Source organism: Sphingobium sp. Leaf26, from assembly GCF_001421665.1.
Lineage (GTDB): Bacteria > Pseudomonadota > Alphaproteobacteria > Sphingomonadales > Sphingomonadaceae > Sphingobium.
On sequence record NZ_LMKV01000023.1, the window covers coordinates 65,960 to 81,579 of the forward strand.

Annotated in this window: 12 protein-coding genes and 1 other RNA gene; 10 read left to right on the plus strand and 3 right to left on the minus strand. The window is 64.5% G+C overall.

Annotated elements, in window-relative coordinates; genetic code table 11:
• Positions 1 to 3 precede the first annotated feature (3 nt).
• Together ASE85_RS14245 and ASE85_RS14250 are read left to right on the plus strand one after the other, a co-directional pair.
• A complete protein-coding gene (locus ASE85_RS14245) occupies positions 4 to 1,596 on the plus strand; it encodes a hypothetical protein (protein ID WP_056689575.1) in 1,593 nt (530 codons plus the stop codon).
• A 104-nt stretch (positions 1,597 to 1,700) separates the two neighbouring features.
• Positions 1,701 to 4,391, plus strand: a complete 2,691-nt coding sequence (locus tag ASE85_RS14250) for a TonB-dependent receptor domain-containing protein (protein WP_056689577.1) — start codon at positions 1,701 to 1,703, stop codon at positions 4,389 to 4,391.
• Positions 4,392 to 4,517: 126 nt separating this feature from the next.
• Here the strand turns inward: ASE85_RS14250 and ASE85_RS14255 are convergent, their stop codons facing one another.
• Together ASE85_RS14255 and ssrA are read right to left on the minus strand one after the other, a co-directional pair.
• Positions 4,518 to 4,901 (minus strand): hypothetical protein, encoded by a 384-nt coding sequence (locus ASE85_RS14255; RefSeq protein WP_056689579.1) that lies wholly within the window; start codon positions 4,899 to 4,901, stop codon positions 4,518 to 4,520.
• Positions 4,902 to 5,208: 307 nt separating this feature from the next.
• Positions 5,209 to 5,562: a transfer-messenger RNA gene (gene ssrA, locus ASE85_RS22555) on the minus strand.
• A 124-nt stretch (positions 5,563 to 5,686) separates the two neighbouring features.
• Here ssrA and ASE85_RS14260 point away from each other — a divergent pair.
• The 6 genes from ASE85_RS14260 (at position 5,687) to lexA (ending at position 10,629) form a co-directional block, all read left to right on the plus strand.
• On the plus strand, positions 5,687 to 6,277 hold the full coding sequence (locus tag ASE85_RS14260; protein WP_056689581.1) for an anthranilate synthase component II: 591 nt from the start codon (positions 5,687 to 5,689) through the stop codon (positions 6,275 to 6,277).
• A gap of 176 nt (positions 6,278 to 6,453) precedes the next feature.
• A complete protein-coding gene (trpD, locus tag ASE85_RS14265) occupies positions 6,454 to 7,446 on the plus strand; it encodes an anthranilate phosphoribosyltransferase (protein WP_056690188.1) in 993 nt (330 codons plus the stop codon).
• On the plus strand, positions 7,443 to 8,234 hold the full coding sequence (gene trpC, locus ASE85_RS14270) for an indole-3-glycerol phosphate synthase TrpC (protein ID WP_056689583.1): 792 nt from the start codon (positions 7,443 to 7,445) through the stop codon (positions 8,232 to 8,234). The genes trpD and trpC overlap by 4 nt, the downstream gene beginning before the upstream one ends.
• Positions 8,231 to 8,704 carry a cyclic pyranopterin monophosphate synthase MoaC gene (gene moaC, locus ASE85_RS14275; RefSeq protein ID WP_056689585.1) on the plus strand — a complete coding sequence of 158 codons (474 nt, stop codon included), beginning with the start codon at positions 8,231 to 8,233 and terminating at the stop codon, positions 8,702 to 8,704. Before trpC ends, moaC begins: the two co-directional genes overlap by 4 nt.
• Positions 8,701 to 9,879, plus strand: a complete 1,179-nt coding sequence (locus tag ASE85_RS14280) for a molybdopterin molybdotransferase MoeA (protein ID WP_056689589.1) — start codon at positions 8,701 to 8,703, stop codon at positions 9,877 to 9,879. Before moaC ends, ASE85_RS14280 begins: the two co-directional genes overlap by 4 nt.
• 69 nt (positions 9,880 to 9,948) lie before the next feature.
• Positions 9,949 to 10,629 (plus strand): transcriptional repressor LexA, encoded by a 681-nt coding sequence (gene lexA, locus ASE85_RS14285; RefSeq protein WP_056689590.1) that lies wholly within the window; start codon positions 9,949 to 9,951, stop codon positions 10,627 to 10,629.
• Here the strand turns inward: lexA and ASE85_RS14290 are convergent.
• On the minus strand, positions 10,626 to 12,776 hold the full coding sequence (locus tag ASE85_RS14290) for a ComEC/Rec2 family competence protein (RefSeq protein WP_056689593.1): 2,151 nt from the start codon (positions 12,774 to 12,776) through the stop codon (positions 10,626 to 10,628). The genes lexA and ASE85_RS14290 overlap by 4 nt on opposite strands.
• A 69-nt stretch (positions 12,777 to 12,845) precedes the next feature.
• On the opposite strand from ASE85_RS14290, the gene gltX reads away from it, so the two are divergent.
• The gene (gene gltX, locus ASE85_RS14295) at positions 12,846 to 14,282 is read left to right on the plus strand and encodes a glutamate--tRNA ligase (protein WP_056689595.1); all 1,437 of its coding nucleotides are present in this window, start codon (positions 12,846 to 12,848) and stop codon (positions 14,280 to 14,282) included.
• A gap of 20 nt (positions 14,283 to 14,302) precedes the next feature.
• Entirely contained in the window at positions 14,303 to 15,589 is a 1,287-nt protein-coding gene (gene gltA, locus ASE85_RS14300) for a citrate synthase (RefSeq protein WP_056689597.1), read from the plus strand.
• Positions 15,590 to 15,620: the final 31 nt, after the last annotated feature.

Sequence of the window (15,620 nt, forward strand, 5' to 3'; positions counted from 1 at the left end):
GACATGGCCAAGATTAACCGTATCCACACGATCCTGATGGCGGGCTGCGCCTGCGTGGGCCTGAGCGCCTGCGGCGCCGACGACATCGCTTCGCCGGGCGAAGGCACGATCGTCCTCCCGACGCCGACCCCCACGCCGACGCCTACTCCCACGCCGACCCCGACGCCCACCCCCACTGCGGTGACTCCGGCGGCCGACTGTCCCAGCATCGCCGGTTCGGCGCAGCTTACCAACGCCGGCACCATCACGGACGGCACCAATACCTGGCGCAACTGCGCCTTCCCGGCGCGCTTCACCAGCTCGACCGCCATTTCCAAGCAGGCCGGCGTGATCTACTCGATGCCCGGCCGCGTCGATGTCGGCACCGATCAGGGCGCGTCCAGCACCGGCAACAATGTCACGCTGACGATCGATCCGGGCGTCACCATCTTCGCCGGCACCGGCAACACCTTCCTGGCCGTCAACCGTGGCAACCGCATCAACGCGGTCGGCACCGCCAGCCAGCCGATCATCTTCACCAGCCGTGAAAACGTGCTGGGCACCAACACCGACCAGTCGTCGGGCCAGTGGGGCGGCGTCGTGCTGCTCGGCCGCGCCAAGATCACCGACTGCCTCGCCCCGGCCGCTGCTGCCGGCACCACCGCCTGCGAACGCGATACCGAAGGCGCCAGCGGCGCGCTCTATGGTGGCGAAAACGACGCCGACAATTCGGGCCGCATGTCCTATGTCCAGATCCGCTATTCGGGCTTCGTCCTGTCGGGTTCGAGCGAATTGCAGGGCCTGACCCCGTCGGGCGTCGGCACCGGCACGCAGCTTGACCATATCCAGGTCCATAACAGCTCGGACGACGGCATCGAAATCTTCGGCGGCTCGGTCCACCCGCGCTATCTGGTCCTGACCGGCAACGAAGACGATAATCTCGACAGCGACATCGGCTATCGCGGCACCGTCCAGTTCCTGCTGAGCATCCAGCGCGCGAACAACGACATCGGCGACAGCTTCCTGGAAACCGACTCGAACGGCGGCACCGCATCGAACAACGGCGAAGACGCCCTGCCCCGCCAGTATCTGAAGGTCGCCAACTTCACCGCGATCAACCGTTCGACCACCGGCTCGAACGGCTCGGCCATGCTGCTGCGCGGTGGCGCCGACCTGACGCTCGCCAACGGCATCATCGTCAGCCCGACCCAGAGCTGCCTGCGCATCGACAGCAGCACCACCGTCCGCGACGCCGACGCGGCGCTCCAGGACGCTGGCAAGCCGAAATACATCTCGGTCGTGATGCAGTGCAGCAGCACCCCGTACAAGGGCAGCCGTGGCGTCGATGCCGCCACCGTCCAGTCGATCTTCGAAGCGGGTGCGAACAGCACCATCAGCTACACCCCGTCGCTGACCAGCCTGTTCATCAACGGCGCGACCGAAACCGCCCGCGCCGCCGCCGACCTCAAGGCGATCGACAGCAACTTCACCGCCACCACCTATGTCGGCGCGGTGAAGGACAGCAGCGACACCTGGTATGCCGGCTGGACCTGCAACTCGGCGACCGCCAGCTTCGGTTCGACCAGCGGCAACTGCACCGCCATCCCGACGACCTGATCGGCGCCTGACCTCAACAGGGGCGGGGGAGCGTGACGTGCGCTTCCCCGCCTTCTTTTGCCCGAATTCCTTTGCTCCGAATTTTCCCAAGGGGGACGAATAGCATGTCGAAGCCGCTCAGCCTGGCGCGCCTGCTCCTGATTTCCACTGCGCTGGTCACGCCGATGGCGATGGCGCAGACCAATCCGACCCAAGCCGGTGACGCCGGCATGTCGACCACGCCCAGCGCCGCCGATGAGGCCGCCGCAGCGGAAGGCAATGTCGACGTGTCGATCCCCGGCGCGGACATCGTCGTCACCGGCCGCCGCACCGCCAACATCTCGCAGGCCGCGCCGCAGGTGGTCAACGTCCTGTCCGCCGCCGACATCAAGCGGACGGGCGAAGGCGACATCGCCGGCTCGCTCCAGCGCGTGACCGGCCTGTCGGTCGTGTCGGGCGGCTATGTCTATGTCCGTGGCCTCGGCGATCGCTATTCGCTCGCCCTGCTCAACGGCTCCCCCCTGCCCAGCCCGGAACCGCTCAAGCGCGTCGTTCCGCTGGACATCTTCCCGACCAGCGTGATCGCATCGACGCTGGTGCAGAAGAGCTTTTCGGCCAACTTCCCCGGTGAATTCGGCGGCGGCGTCATCAACCTGACGACCAAGGCGATCCCGACCGAATCCTATCTGGAAATCGGCGTCGGCAGCTCGGCCAACACCGAAACATCGGGCCAGATGGGCTATACCCATTATGGCGCCAAGTCCGACTGGACCGGCTTCGACGACAGTTCTCGCGACGTTCCGCCCCTGCTTGCAGATGCGATCAAGAGCGGCACGCCCTTCCCGAACATGCCGCGCGCGGACCTGCGCGCCATCGCGATGCAGTTCCTGAACGCCGACACGACGCTGCTCCAGCGCACCAACGCGGTGCCGTTCAACTTCTCCGGCTCGATCAACGCGGGAACGGCGACGGATGTCGGCAGCGACGGCCGCCTCGGCATCATCGCGACCGGCTCCTACAGCAACAAGTGGCGCACCCGCGACACGCTGCAACAGGCCTCGCTCGATCCCGCCGCAGGCGCGGGCAAGAACACGCAGCAGATCAGCACCGACAATGAGATCACGGTCAACGCGCTGCTGGGTATCGGGCTGGAACTGGGGCAGCAGAAGCTGCGCTGGACCAACCTCTATATCCGCGACACATTGAAGCGCAGCGCCCTCTCGATCGGCCAGAATGACGGCCAGATCCAGGGCGCCGACTATATGACGCAGAACTCCGCCTGGTATGAGCGTCAGTTGATCGACACCCATCTGGTGGGCGAATTCAAACTCAGCGACGCGCTCAGCCTCGACCTGCGCGGCGGCTTTTCCAATTCGCAGCGCGAAGCGCCCTATGAGCGCGAATTCGTCTATGTGCGCACCAACCGTGCCCTGACCGAAGATCCGGTCGGCGATCGCTTCATCAACGCGCTGAACCGCCAGCGCGGCGACGCCTCGGTCACGTTCAGCGACCTGAACGAAGATCTCTGGTCGGCCGGCGCGGACCTCAGCTATAAATTCTCACCGGACTTCACGCTGACGGCGGGCTACGCCTTCACCGACACGAAGCGCACATCGTCGCGCTACGAACTCCATTATGACGCCACCAACCTGCCGCTCGGCGTCCAGCAGTTGCGTCCCGACTATCTGACCTCGGACGCGATCATCCAGTTGTATGACATCAGCCTGCTCGAATTTTCTGGCAATTATCCGGTCTATGACGCCGCCATGCGCGTCCATGCCGGCTATGCGCAGGTGCAGGCGCAGATCATTCCGGGCCTCAGCTTCAACGCGGGCGTCCGCTATGAAAAGGGCGACCAGTCGGTAACGGGCGTAGACGTCTACAATACCGGCGTGACCCCGTTCAACCAGATCAAGCGCGACTATTGGTTGCCGGCGATCACCGTGACGATCGAAGCCGCCAAGGGCCTCCAATTCCGGGCCAGCGGGTCCAAGACCATCGCCCGCCCGCAGTTCCGCGAACTGATCGCCCAGCCCTATCTCGACACCGAATCCAACCGCTTCTTCCGCGGCAATCCCTTCCTGAAGGACAGCCAGCTCTGGAACGCGGACATTCGCGCCGAATGGTATATGGCGCGTGACGAACGGCTGATCGCAGCGGCCTTCTACAAGAAGATCGAAAACCCGATCGAAACCTTCACCACGATCAACGATACCTATGCGGTGACGACCAGCTTCGCCAACGCACCGGAAGCGTCGCTCTATGGTTTCGAGCTGGAGGCGCAGAAATATGTGCCGCTCGGCGATATCTCGAACGCGGACTTCTTCGCCAACCGCCGCATCGCGCTGATCGGCAACTACACCTACACCCAGTCGAAGCTGAAGGTGAAGGAAGGGGACACCACCATCCCCTATACCTACACCACCGGCGACCTGCCCGCCGCGTCGGACTATTTCCTGAACGGCGTGCCGCTGACCGGCCAGTCGGACCATCTGGTCAACCTGCAACTGGGTCTGGAGGACACGGAAAAGCTGTCGCAGCAGACGCTGCTGCTGACTTATGCCAGCCCGCGCGTCACCAGCCGCGGTCCAAACCTGCAACCCGACATCAAGGAAAAGCCGGGTATCCAACTGGACTTCGTCGCCCGTCAGGGCCTGAAACTGCCCGGCGGCATCAACAGCGAGTTGAAGCTGGAGGCCCGCAACATCCTGGGCCGCAAGTTCCAGGAATATCAGCAGGCCGAAGGCAACAAGGTCTATTATAACCGCTACAAGATCGGCACCACGCTCGCGGCGTCGCTCACCGTCGCCTTCTGATCCTTCATCACGACAGACAAGCGAACGGCCGGGGTGACCCGGCCGTTTTGCTTTATCGGATAAGCAAAGGGCGCCGCCCTTGCCGGACAGCGCCCTGCTCCCTGCACCTTTTGGGTGTAATCGGGATCAGTTCATCGCATAGCTGGGGTTGAGGCGACCAAGCGCCCGCACCGCCACCGATCGCGACGATTCCTCGGTGCCGTTCGCCAGCACCAGCGTCACTTCCGGCGCGAAACGAGCCGAGCGATAGGCTTCGCGCGCCTGCGCCATCCTGCCCAAGCCAGCATAGGCATTGCCCAGGTTGATGAGACGGGCGGGATCATTCTCGCCATAGACCGGCATCGCCGCCAGCTTGCGCTGCGCGTCCGCGAAACGGCCGGCCTGGATCGCCGTCGCCGCAAGCGTGCCATCCGGCGCGCCGACCACGACCATCTCCTCGGGCGCCGCCTGGGCCATGCCCGGCATCATCGCCGCCAGCGCCAGACCCATCATCATAGCGGCCTTTTTCATCGCCCGATCTCCTCGAAAAAACTTCCTAACATAGCCAGAAGTATTTCATTTAGATGACATCAGGACAAGATAGCATGAAGGCACCAAAAACAAGTTTCTTTTGCGTAAAATCAACAGGATATGAATTTTACTTCATACTGTCATAAAAGCGTAATCGAAAAGACTCGTCAAAATCGGGCGATTCGAATCGCCGCAATCCCGAACATGCGCCCGAACGAACGACTCCATCGCCCGATGGGCGACCCGATGACATGACGATGATAGGGAAGGTCCAGGGACTTCTGTTGCCCGGCGCCCTGGAGACCGCTGAATTCCCTTCTGTTGCCCGGTGGGTTCAACCGCGCTATTTTAGAGTAACGTCAGGCCGTGAGGCCCTCAGTTACGCTGCAATGGCGAGTGCTTCGTTATCGTTGGCACTTGTGAGTTTTGCACAGTTTAACGGCTTACACGGGCCGGGTAAAAATATCGCCTTTGAACACACGTCGATCCTAGTTCGGCCCCATCAGGAAACCCCATAGCTCAAAGCCGCCGGAGCCTTCTGGTGGAACCGCCGGGTACTGCCCCCGGGTCCGCTGCGTCTATTATACGACACACTTTATCACCATAGCCGGGCGAACCCGGCACCGCCTATATGAGCGCAATCGAAGGCTTTTTCAAGCCATGGACTTGGTGAGCGGGACAAAGCCTCTGCCCCGAACGACAGACGGGAAAACGGACAATTGCCCGACCGTTCGACATAGCTCCCCACTTCCCCCCGCGCCCATCCCGCGCTAAGGCTCTGCGCCATGATCCTCGTCATCGACAATTATGACAGCTTCACCTGGAACCTGGTCCATTATCTGATGGAACTGGGGGCGGAGGTGGAGGTCGTCCGCAACGACGCCATTTCGGCGGGCCAGGCCCTGTCCAGCGGCGCGAAGGCGTTCCTGCTGTCGCCCGGTCCCTGCACCCCCAATGAGGCCGGCGTCAGTCTGGATCTCGTCGCCGCCTGTGCCGATGCCGGCGCGCCGCTGCTGGGCGTGTGTCTGGGCCATCAGTCGATCGGCCAGCATTTCGGCGGCAAGGTGGTGCGCGGCGGCCTGATGCACGGCAAGACATCGCCCGTCACTCATGACGGCACCGGTCTGTTTGCGGGGCTGCCCTCGCCCTTCATCGCAACCCGCTACCACTCGCTGATCGTGGAGGATATTCCGGCCGATCTGGTGGTCAACGCCACCAGCGCGGACGGCTCCGTCATGGGCTTCCGCCACGCGACCCTGCCGATCCATTCGGTGCAGTTCCACCCGGAAAGCATCGCCACCGAACATGGCCACGACATGCTGGCCAACTTCCTGCGTATCGCCGGTCTGCCGGTGCGGGAACGCGAAGCGGCCTGATCCTGTCCTATTGCCTGATCCTGCCCTATTGGAAGTGACCGGGCTATAATGGCCCGGCAACTTTGCGAATGTTGCGGCAATAGGAAATGGAATTTCGAAATCAGCGGGAAAAGTGCGAAGTTAACGCATAACGCCCCCTCGACTCATCGCCCCCACGCCGACTAAGGCCAATGGCGATGAACAGCCTGCCCGATCCTTCCACACCGCTGCCGGCCGATGCTGCCGCCATGGCCTTCGACCTGCTGTTCGACGCGGATCTGAGCGACGAAGCCATCGCCGACTTCCTCGTCACCATGGCCCGGCGCGGCGAAACCGCGACCGAAATCGCCGCCGCCGCCCGCGCCATGCGTGCCCGGATGATCCCGGTCAGCGCCCCTGCCGGCGCGATCGACGTCTGCGGCACCGGCGGCGACGGCCATCATACGCTGAACGTCTCCACCGCCGTATCCCTCGTCGTAGCCGCCGCCGGCGTGCCTGTGGCGAAGCACGGCAACCGCGCCGCCTCGTCCAAGGCCGGCGCCGCCGATACGCTCGAAGCGCTCGGCCTCGACCTCGACAAGGCCGCCGTCACGGCCGAAGCGACCCTCGCCGATCTCGGCATCTGCTTCCTCTTCGCGCAAAACTACCATCCCGCACTCAAGCGACTCGGCCCCATCCGCAAGGCGATCGGCGAACGCACCATCTTCAACCTGATGGGACCGCTCGCCAATCCGGCCGGCGTCCGTCGCCAGCTCGTCGGCATCGCCCGCCCCGCCTATGTCCCCATCTATGCCGAGGCGCTGGCCGAACTGGGCGTCGATCGGGCCATGATCATCTCCGGCGACGAAGGGCTGGACGAACTCTCGCTCGCCGGCGGCAACGACATGGCGGAGGTGAAGGGTCATGACCTCATCGCCATGCACCGCCTGACCGCCGCAGACCTCGGCCTGTCCACCCATCCGGTCGAGGCGATCCGGGGTGGCGACGCCGCCCATAATGCCGCCGCCCTGCGCGCCCTGCTTCAGGGCGAGGCCGGCGCCTATCGCGATGCCGTGCTGCTCAACGCCGCCGCCGCGCTTGTCGTGGCGGACGCCGTATCCGATCTGCGCGAAGGCGTGGAGGAAGCCGCCGAAACCATCGACCGTGGCCTTGCCAACGCCCTGCTCAATTGCTGGATTGCCTATTCATGACCAACAAGCTGATCGAAATCTGCGACTTCAAGCGGGAGGATGTCGTCCGCCGCAAGGCCGCGACCAGCATCGCCGCGCTCCACGCCCGCGCCAGCGAGCAGACCCCGCCGCGCGGCTTCCGCAAGGCGCTGGACGATGCCGCCCGATCGGGCTTTGGCCTGATCGCGGAAGTGAAGAAGGCCAGCCCGTCCAAGGGGCTGATCCGCGCCGATTTCGATCCGCCCGCCCATGCGCAGGCCTATGCCGCCGGCGGCGCGGCCTGCCTGTCAGTGCTGACCGACGAGCCTTATTTTCAGGGCCATGACGATTATGTGATGGCCGCCCGCTCCTCCTGCGCGCTGCCTGTGCTGCGCAAGGATTTCCTCGTCGATCCCTGGCAGGTACTGGAAAGCCGCTCGCTGGGCGCCGACGCCATCCTCATCATCGTCGCCGCGCTGGACGACGGCCAGATGCAGGAGATCGAGGACGCCGCGCTCGGCCTTGGCATGGATGCCCTGATCGAGGTGCATGACGAAGCGGAACTGGAACGCGCGCTAAACCTTCGCTCGCGCCTGATCGGCGTCAATAATCGCGACCTGCGCGACTTCAGCGTCGATTTCGCCCGCACCTACGAACTGGTCGGCAAGGCGCCGGAAGGCTGCACCTTCGTCGCCGAAAGCGGCCTTGGCAGCCATGCCGACCTCACCGCCATGGCCGATCATGGCGTGCGCTGCTTTCTGGTCGGCGAAACGCTGATGCGGCAGGCTGATGTGGAGGCCGCGACCCGCAACCTGCTGACCGGGGCATGACCGGCCTCACCCATCTGGACGATGCTGGCGCGGCTCGCATGGTCGATGTCGGGGCCAAGGCGGTGACGGCGCGCGAAGCCGTCGCATCCGGCCGCATCGACATGCGCGTCGAAGCCGCCAAGGCCATCGCCGATGGACTGGTGAAGAAAGGTGATGTCCTCGCCGTGGCGCGGGTCGCGGGCATTATGGCGGCCAAGAAGACCGCCGACCTCATTCCGCTCTGCCACCCGATCGCGCTCAGCGCCGTGACGGTCGATTTCGATCTGGACGCATCGGGCGTCACCGTCACCGCCACCGCCCGCACCGCCGGCCAAACCGGGGTGGAGATGGAGGCGCTGACTGCCGCCTCGGTGGCGTTGCTCACCATCTACGACATGGCCAAGGCGCTGGACAAGGCGATGGTCATCGGCGCGGTTCAACTGGAGGCCAAGACCGGTGGCAAGTCCGGTGACTGGCATCGCGCCCCATGAGCCTGCTCCCGGTCGCAGAGGCGCAGGCCCGCCTGTTCGCGCTGGCCGACCGCCTGCCGGTGGAAACGGTTTCGATTGCAAAGGCCGTCGGCCGATGGCTGGCACAGGATCTGACCGCGCTGCGCGACCAGCCCTGGGCGAACCTCTCGGCAATGGACGGCTATGCCGTGCGCGCCGCCGAAATGCCCGGCCCCTGGCGCGTCACCGCAGAAAGCGCGGCCGGCACCGGCATCCAGCCGCCGCTCGGCTCCGGTGAGGCCAGCCGCATCTTCACCGGTGCGCCGCTTCCCCCCGGAGCCGACGCCATCCTGATCCAGGAACATGCCACCCGCGACGGCGATCGCCTGACCGCCAGCGCCGATCCGCTCACGCCCGGCCGCCATGTCCGCGCAACCGCGTCAGACTTTGCGAAGGACGCGATCCTGCTGGAGGCGGGCAGCCGCCTCGGCCCCGCCCAGATCGCGCTGGCCGTGCTGGGCGGCCATGGCGCCGTGCCGGTCGCTCGTCGCCCCCGCATCGCCATCCTGTCCACCGGCAATGAACTGGTCCCGCCGGGCGCGCCGACGCCGGCTGGCTTGCTGCCCTCCTCCAACGCACCCATGCTGGCGGCCCTGCTCGCCGCCCTGCCCTGCGACGTCGTCGACCTCGGCATCGTACCGGACGACCTCGACGCCATGGTCGCTGCGCTGGATCGCGCCAGGGATGCCGATATCATTGTCTCGACCGGCGGCGCGTCGGTGGGCGATCATGATCTCGTCCGCCCCGCCTTTATCCAGGCCGGCGGCACGCTCGATTTCTGGAAGATCCGGATGCGTCCCGGCAAGCCGTTGATGGCCGGACGGCTTGGCGACGGCCTGTTCCTCGGCCTGCCCGGCAATCCCGTCTCCGCCTTCGTCACCGCGACCCTCTTTCTGCTGCCGCTCGTCCGTCATATCAGCGGCGCGCGTGCCCCCCTGCCGCTGACAACCGACGCAACGCTCGCCTCCCCCTTACCGCAAACCGGCGATCGCGACGATTATCTACGCGCCTGGCGCGCGCCAGACGGCATCGTGTCCGTCACTTCGCAGGACAGCGCCGCCACCGCCGCCATGGCCAAAGCCGACTGCCTGATCCTGCGCCCGGCCGGATCGCCTCCGGCCGCGCCGGGAACGCGGGTAACCATCCTGCCGCTCTGACGCGCAGGACGCTTGACTAAGCCCGATCTGTTTCCTATGCGTTCTTCATACGTTCCACGGAGGACCGCGATGTTGACGCCCAAGCAGCAGGAATTGCTGAGCTTCATTCAGACCAGACTGGACGAGGGCGGCGTATCGCCTTCGTTCGAGGAGATGAAGGACGCGCTTGATCTGCGCTCCAAGTCAGGCATCCACCGCCTGATCAACGCATTGGAGGAACGCGGTTTCATCCGCCGCCTGCCCAATCGCGCCCGCGCGCTGGAAGTGCTCAAGCTGCCCGACGCTATGCATCGCGCGCCCACACCGATCGTGCCGGCCAGGCCCAAGCTGGTGGCATCGCCCCCGCTCCTGCCGATCGCGGCCAATGACGTGATCGAAATCCCGATGCACGGGCGGATCGCGGCCGGCGTCCCGATCGAGGCGATGGAGGGGCAGGCCATGTTGTCTGTCCCTGCCGCCCTGCTTGGCGCCGGCGATCATTATGCGCTGGAAGTATCGGGCGACTCGATGATGGAGGCCGGCATCCTCGACGGCGACTTCGCGCTGATCCAGCGCACCGATGTCGCCCGCGAAGGCCAGATCGTCGTCGCCCTGATCGACGAGGCGGAAGCGACGCTCAAATATTTCCGCCGGGAAGGCAGCCGGGTACGGCTGGACCCGGCCAACAGCGCCTATGAGCCGCAAATTTACGATCCTCGGCAGGTCCGCATCCAGGGGAAACTGGCCGGACTCCTGCGCCGCTATAATTAAGGCGCAGTCCTTTTCGGTCGCTTCCCCCTTGGCCAGGGTTGCGGGCGACTGATCCAGGGATGACCGTCGCCTGGCCGATGGACGGTGTGAACTTCGCCCTGCTCCAGACCGATCGACAGACCGCCGGTGCGCGTCAGCAGCCGGCGGTCGATCTTCATCCAGCGCGGACGGCACCAGCGCGGCAGGCCGCGATCGCTGACGACGATGTCCGCCGCGGCACAATCCCGCGCAAAATCTCGGCGGGCGATCAACATGTCGCTGCGCGTGAACAGCAGCCGCCAGTTGCGTCCCTTGCTGTCCTTCAGCCGGACTGCGCAAAGATCCACGGAACAGCGCGCCTCCGGCAAATCGGCAATCGCCGCCAGTTCGCCATCATAGCCGGCGTTTTCGGACAGCACGTCGCGCACATAATCGCCCGCTCGATCGCGCAATATCGCCATGCCCCTTTCCGTCCGCACCGCCACATGGCGCCCATCGCCGGTCACCAAAATGTCCGGTGGCGATGCGGTAAACGTCACTGCCACAGCCATCAAAACCAGTGGCAGCCCAAGCCAGCGCCAGCGCGTCCGCCAAAGCAGGCACCAGAGCAGGCCGATCATGGCGATAGCGAACAAACCCATCCCCATGGTCGGTGCCAGCAGGCTGGCCATCGGGCTGGCCGCGACTCCATGGGCCAGCAGCAGCAACAGGTTCAGCGCCTGCTCGGTCAGCCACCAGGCTGGGGCCCCCAGCCCGGCAACATCCAGCAGCAGCGCCAACGCTTCCAGCGGCATGACGACAAAGGTCGTCAACGGAATGGCGATCAGATTGGCGAAAGCGCCCAGCAAGCCGCCTTTGTGAAAATGGAACAAAGCGATCGGCATCAGCACCAGTTCGACGGCGATCCCCGTCGCCAGCATCACCGTCAGATTGCGCCCCAGCTTGCGCACCCATATTTCATCTCGCGCGGCGGCAAAGGCGCGGAAACGGTGATGTTCCGCCAACGCCACCAACGCCGTCACCGCAGCGAAACTCATCTGGAAACTCGGCCCTGCCAGCGCCTCGGGCCAAAATAACAATACGACCAACGCGCCGGTGGCGACCAGTCGCAGCGTCACCGCGTCCCGCCCCATCGCCAAGCCGCCCAGCACCAGCAGCGCCGCGACGCAGGATCGCACGGTCGGCACCTCCGCCCCGGTCAACACTGTATAGCCGATCCCGGCCAGCGCGCCGCCCGCCGCTGCGATCAGCATCAGCGGCCATCCCAGCGCCGCCCGCTGGCTGAGCGCCATTACCCGTATCAGCAGGAAGATCACCGCACCGATCAGCGCCGTCACATGCAGCCCGCTGATCGACAGAAGGTGGGCCAGCCCGCTGCGCCGCATCGCCTCCGCATCCGCCTCGGGAATGGCGCCCTGATCCCCGGTGGCGAGCGCCGCCGCTATCCCTTCCGCCGGGCCATCGACCTGCTCCAATATATGGCCAAACAATCTTGTCCTCAACGGCGGACCAGCCCTCGATGGTGTCAGCACCTCGACCGGCTTTAGCGCCTTGCCGGTCGCACCGATCCCCTGGAAATAGGCACGCGCGGCGAAATCATAACCGCCCGGCACACTCGGCGGCGCAGGCGGCATGAGTCGCACGCGAAAGCGAAGCCGCGCGCCCTCGCCCAAGCCCGCCGGCACATCCGCATCGGCAATATTGACCCGCACCACGGCCGGCAAATCCGGCATATCGACCGGACGCAGCATGACTCGTACCATCGCCTGCGCCGGGACCGGCCGCACAGCGGTCACCTCGCCCGTCATCTGCACGAAACGTGCTCGCGCCAGCGGCGGCTGCCCCAGCATCACCGCCTTGCCCCACACGAGCAGGCATCCCATGCAAGCCAATATTGCACCCGCCACAAGCATGCGCCGCAGTCGCCCGCCATCCGGCAGCATCACGCCCAGACAGGCCAGCGCCAATGCACCACAGCAAAAGGCCAGCCAGGCCATGGCATGGGGCAGGATGAACCAGGCCGCGATGCCGCTACCCAGCGCGATCGGCACCCAAAGGCCGATCTGTTCGCGCTCGCATTCCAGCCAGCTTTCAACCGCTTCCAGCCCGCTTCGGGACAGCGTCGCCAGCCTCCCGCCAAGGGAGGTTTGTCGTGGCTCAAAAGCCATGCTAGGGGGCGTCGCATCCATGGATCAGTAAGGCGAATGTCGAAGAATATGACGGTAAGTGCAACGGGAATGAACAAACCGGTGGTGACCCGTTTCGCCCCGTCCCCGACCGGGTTCCTCCACATTGGCGGCGCCCGCACCGCACTCTTCAACTGGCTGTTCGCGCGCCACCATGGCGGCAATTTCCTGCTCCGCGTCGAGGACACCGACCGCGCCCGCTCCACCGAGGAAGCCGTAGCCGCGATTTTCGACGGTCTGGAATGGCTGGGTCTGGGTGGCGACGAGCCGGCCGTGTTCCAGTTCGAGCGCACACCGCGCCATGCCGAGGTCGCCAATCGGTTGCTCGAAGCCGGCCACGCCTATCGCTGCTACGCCACGCCGGAAGAACTGGCCGAGTTGCGCGAACAGCAGCGCGCCGCCAAGCAGCCGATGCGCTATGACGGCCGCTGGCGCGACCGTTCGCCCGAGGATGCGCCCGAAGGCGCGCCCTTCGTCATCCGTATCAAGGCGCCGCGCGACGGCGAAACCGTGATCGAAGACGCCGTGCAGGGCCGCGTGGTCGTGCAGAATGCGGAACTGGACGACATGATCCTGCTCCGGTCCGACGGCACCCCTACCTATATGCTGGCCGTGGTGGTCGACGATCATGACATGGGCGTCACCCATGTCATTCGCGGCGATGATCATCTCAACAACGCTTTCCGCCAACTGAGCATCATCAAAGCCATGGCCGAAATTGAGGGGGATTGGGAAGAGCCGATCTATGCCCATATCCCGCTGATCCACGGATCGGACGGCGCGAAATTGTCGAAGCGTCATGGCGCGCTGGGCGTCGATGCCTATCGAGACGAGATGGGCATGCTGCCTGAAGCGGTGCTGAACTACCTGCTGCGCCTTGGCTGGGGCCATGGCGACGAGGAAATCATCGCGATCGACCGGGCGATCGAACTGTTCGACATCACGGGCGTCGGCCGGTCGCCCTCGCGCTTCGATATCAAGAAGCTGGAAAATCTGAACGGCCATTATATCCGCGAGGCCGACGATGCGCGCCTCGCGACCTTGGTTGCGCCGCGGGTCGAACAGCGTCTTGAAATCGCTATATCGGATACCAATCTCTCACTCTTGACCCAGGCGATGGCGTCGCTGAAGCTGCGGGCGAAAAACCTTAACGAAATTGCCGAGGGAGCAGAATTTCTGTTCAAAAGTTGCCCGCTCGATTTTGACGAGAAGGCCACTGCTCTGCTAGATGACTCCGCGCGCGCGCTGCTCGACAAGACAGCCGACGCTCTCCAACCCGTTCAGTCCTGGACGGTCGAAGCGATCGAAGACGTGATACGCCGCGTGGCAGAGGATGCCGGCCTGGGACTGGGCAAGGTGGCGCAGCCGCTCCGTGCAGCGCTCACCGGTCGCACGACCTCGCCGGGCATTTTTGATGTCCTCTTCCTCCTGGGGAAAGAGGCGAGCTTGGAACGACTGGCCGCCGCAGGGCACGCAACGGCCGGTTGATGACGTACAAGGAGAAAAATATGTCGGATAACACAGCCAACCTGACCGTTGGGGGAGATAGCAAGGACTATGCCATCATGGATGGCACCGTTGGTCCGCAGGTCATCGACGTTCGCAAGCTCTACGCCAACACCGGCATGTTCACCTATGATCCGGGTTTCACCTCGACCGCCAGCTGTGAATCGGGCCTGACCTATATCGACGGTGACGAAGGCGTCCTGCTGCACCGTGGTTACCCGATCGGCCAACTCGCCGAAGAATCCAGCTTCATGGAAGTCTGCTACCTGCTGCTGAACGGCGAACTGCCGTCGAAGAAGGAACTGGCCGACTTCACCAACACCATCACGCGCCACACCATGGTGCATGAGCAATTATCGGCATTTTTCCGCGGTTTCCGCCGCGATGCGCATCCTATGGCGATCATGGTCGGCGTGGTCGGCGCCCTGTCGGCCTTCTATCACGATTCGACCGACATCAACGATCCGGAACAGCGCCGCATTGCGAGCCACCGCCTGATCGCCAAGATGCCCACGATCGCGGCCATGGCCTACAAGTACAGCGTCGGTCAGCCCTTCGTCTATCCGCGCAACGACCTGTCCTACACCGCCAACTTCCTGCGCATGACCTTCTCGGTCCCGGCGGAAGACTATATCCCCGATCCGGTGATCGTGGACGCGATGGACAAGATCTTCATCCTGCATGCCGACCATGAGCAGAACGCCTCGACATCGACCGTGCGTCTGGCCGGTTCGTCGGGCGCCAATCCGTTCGCCTGCATCGCGGCTGGCATCGCCTGCCTCTGGGGCCCGGCGCATGGCGGCGCGAACGAAGCCGCACTCAACATGCTGCGCGAAATCGGCACCGTAGATCGCATCCCGGAATATATCGCCCGCGCCAAGAACAAGGACGATCCGTTCCGCCTGATGGGCTTTGGCCACCGCGTCTACAAAAATTACGATCCGCGCGCGACCGTGATGCAGAAGACCGCGAAGGACGTGCTGGAAAAGCTGGGCGTCAACGACCCTGTCTTCGACGTCGCCAAGGAACTGGAGCAGATCGCACTCAACGACCCGTATTTCGTCGAGAAGAAGCTGTATCCGAACGTCGATTTCTATTCGGGCGTGATCCTGTCGGCCATCGGCTTCCCGACCGAAATGTTCACCGTGCTCTTCGCCCTTGCCCGCACCGTCGGCTGGGTTGCGCAGTGGAATGAAATGATTTCGGACCCAGCGCAGAAGATCGGCCGTCCGCGCCAGCTCTACACCGGCCCGACGCAGCGCGACTATGTGCCAGTCGACAAGCGCTAAAAGCGCCAGGCCATCGCAATAGAAAAACGGC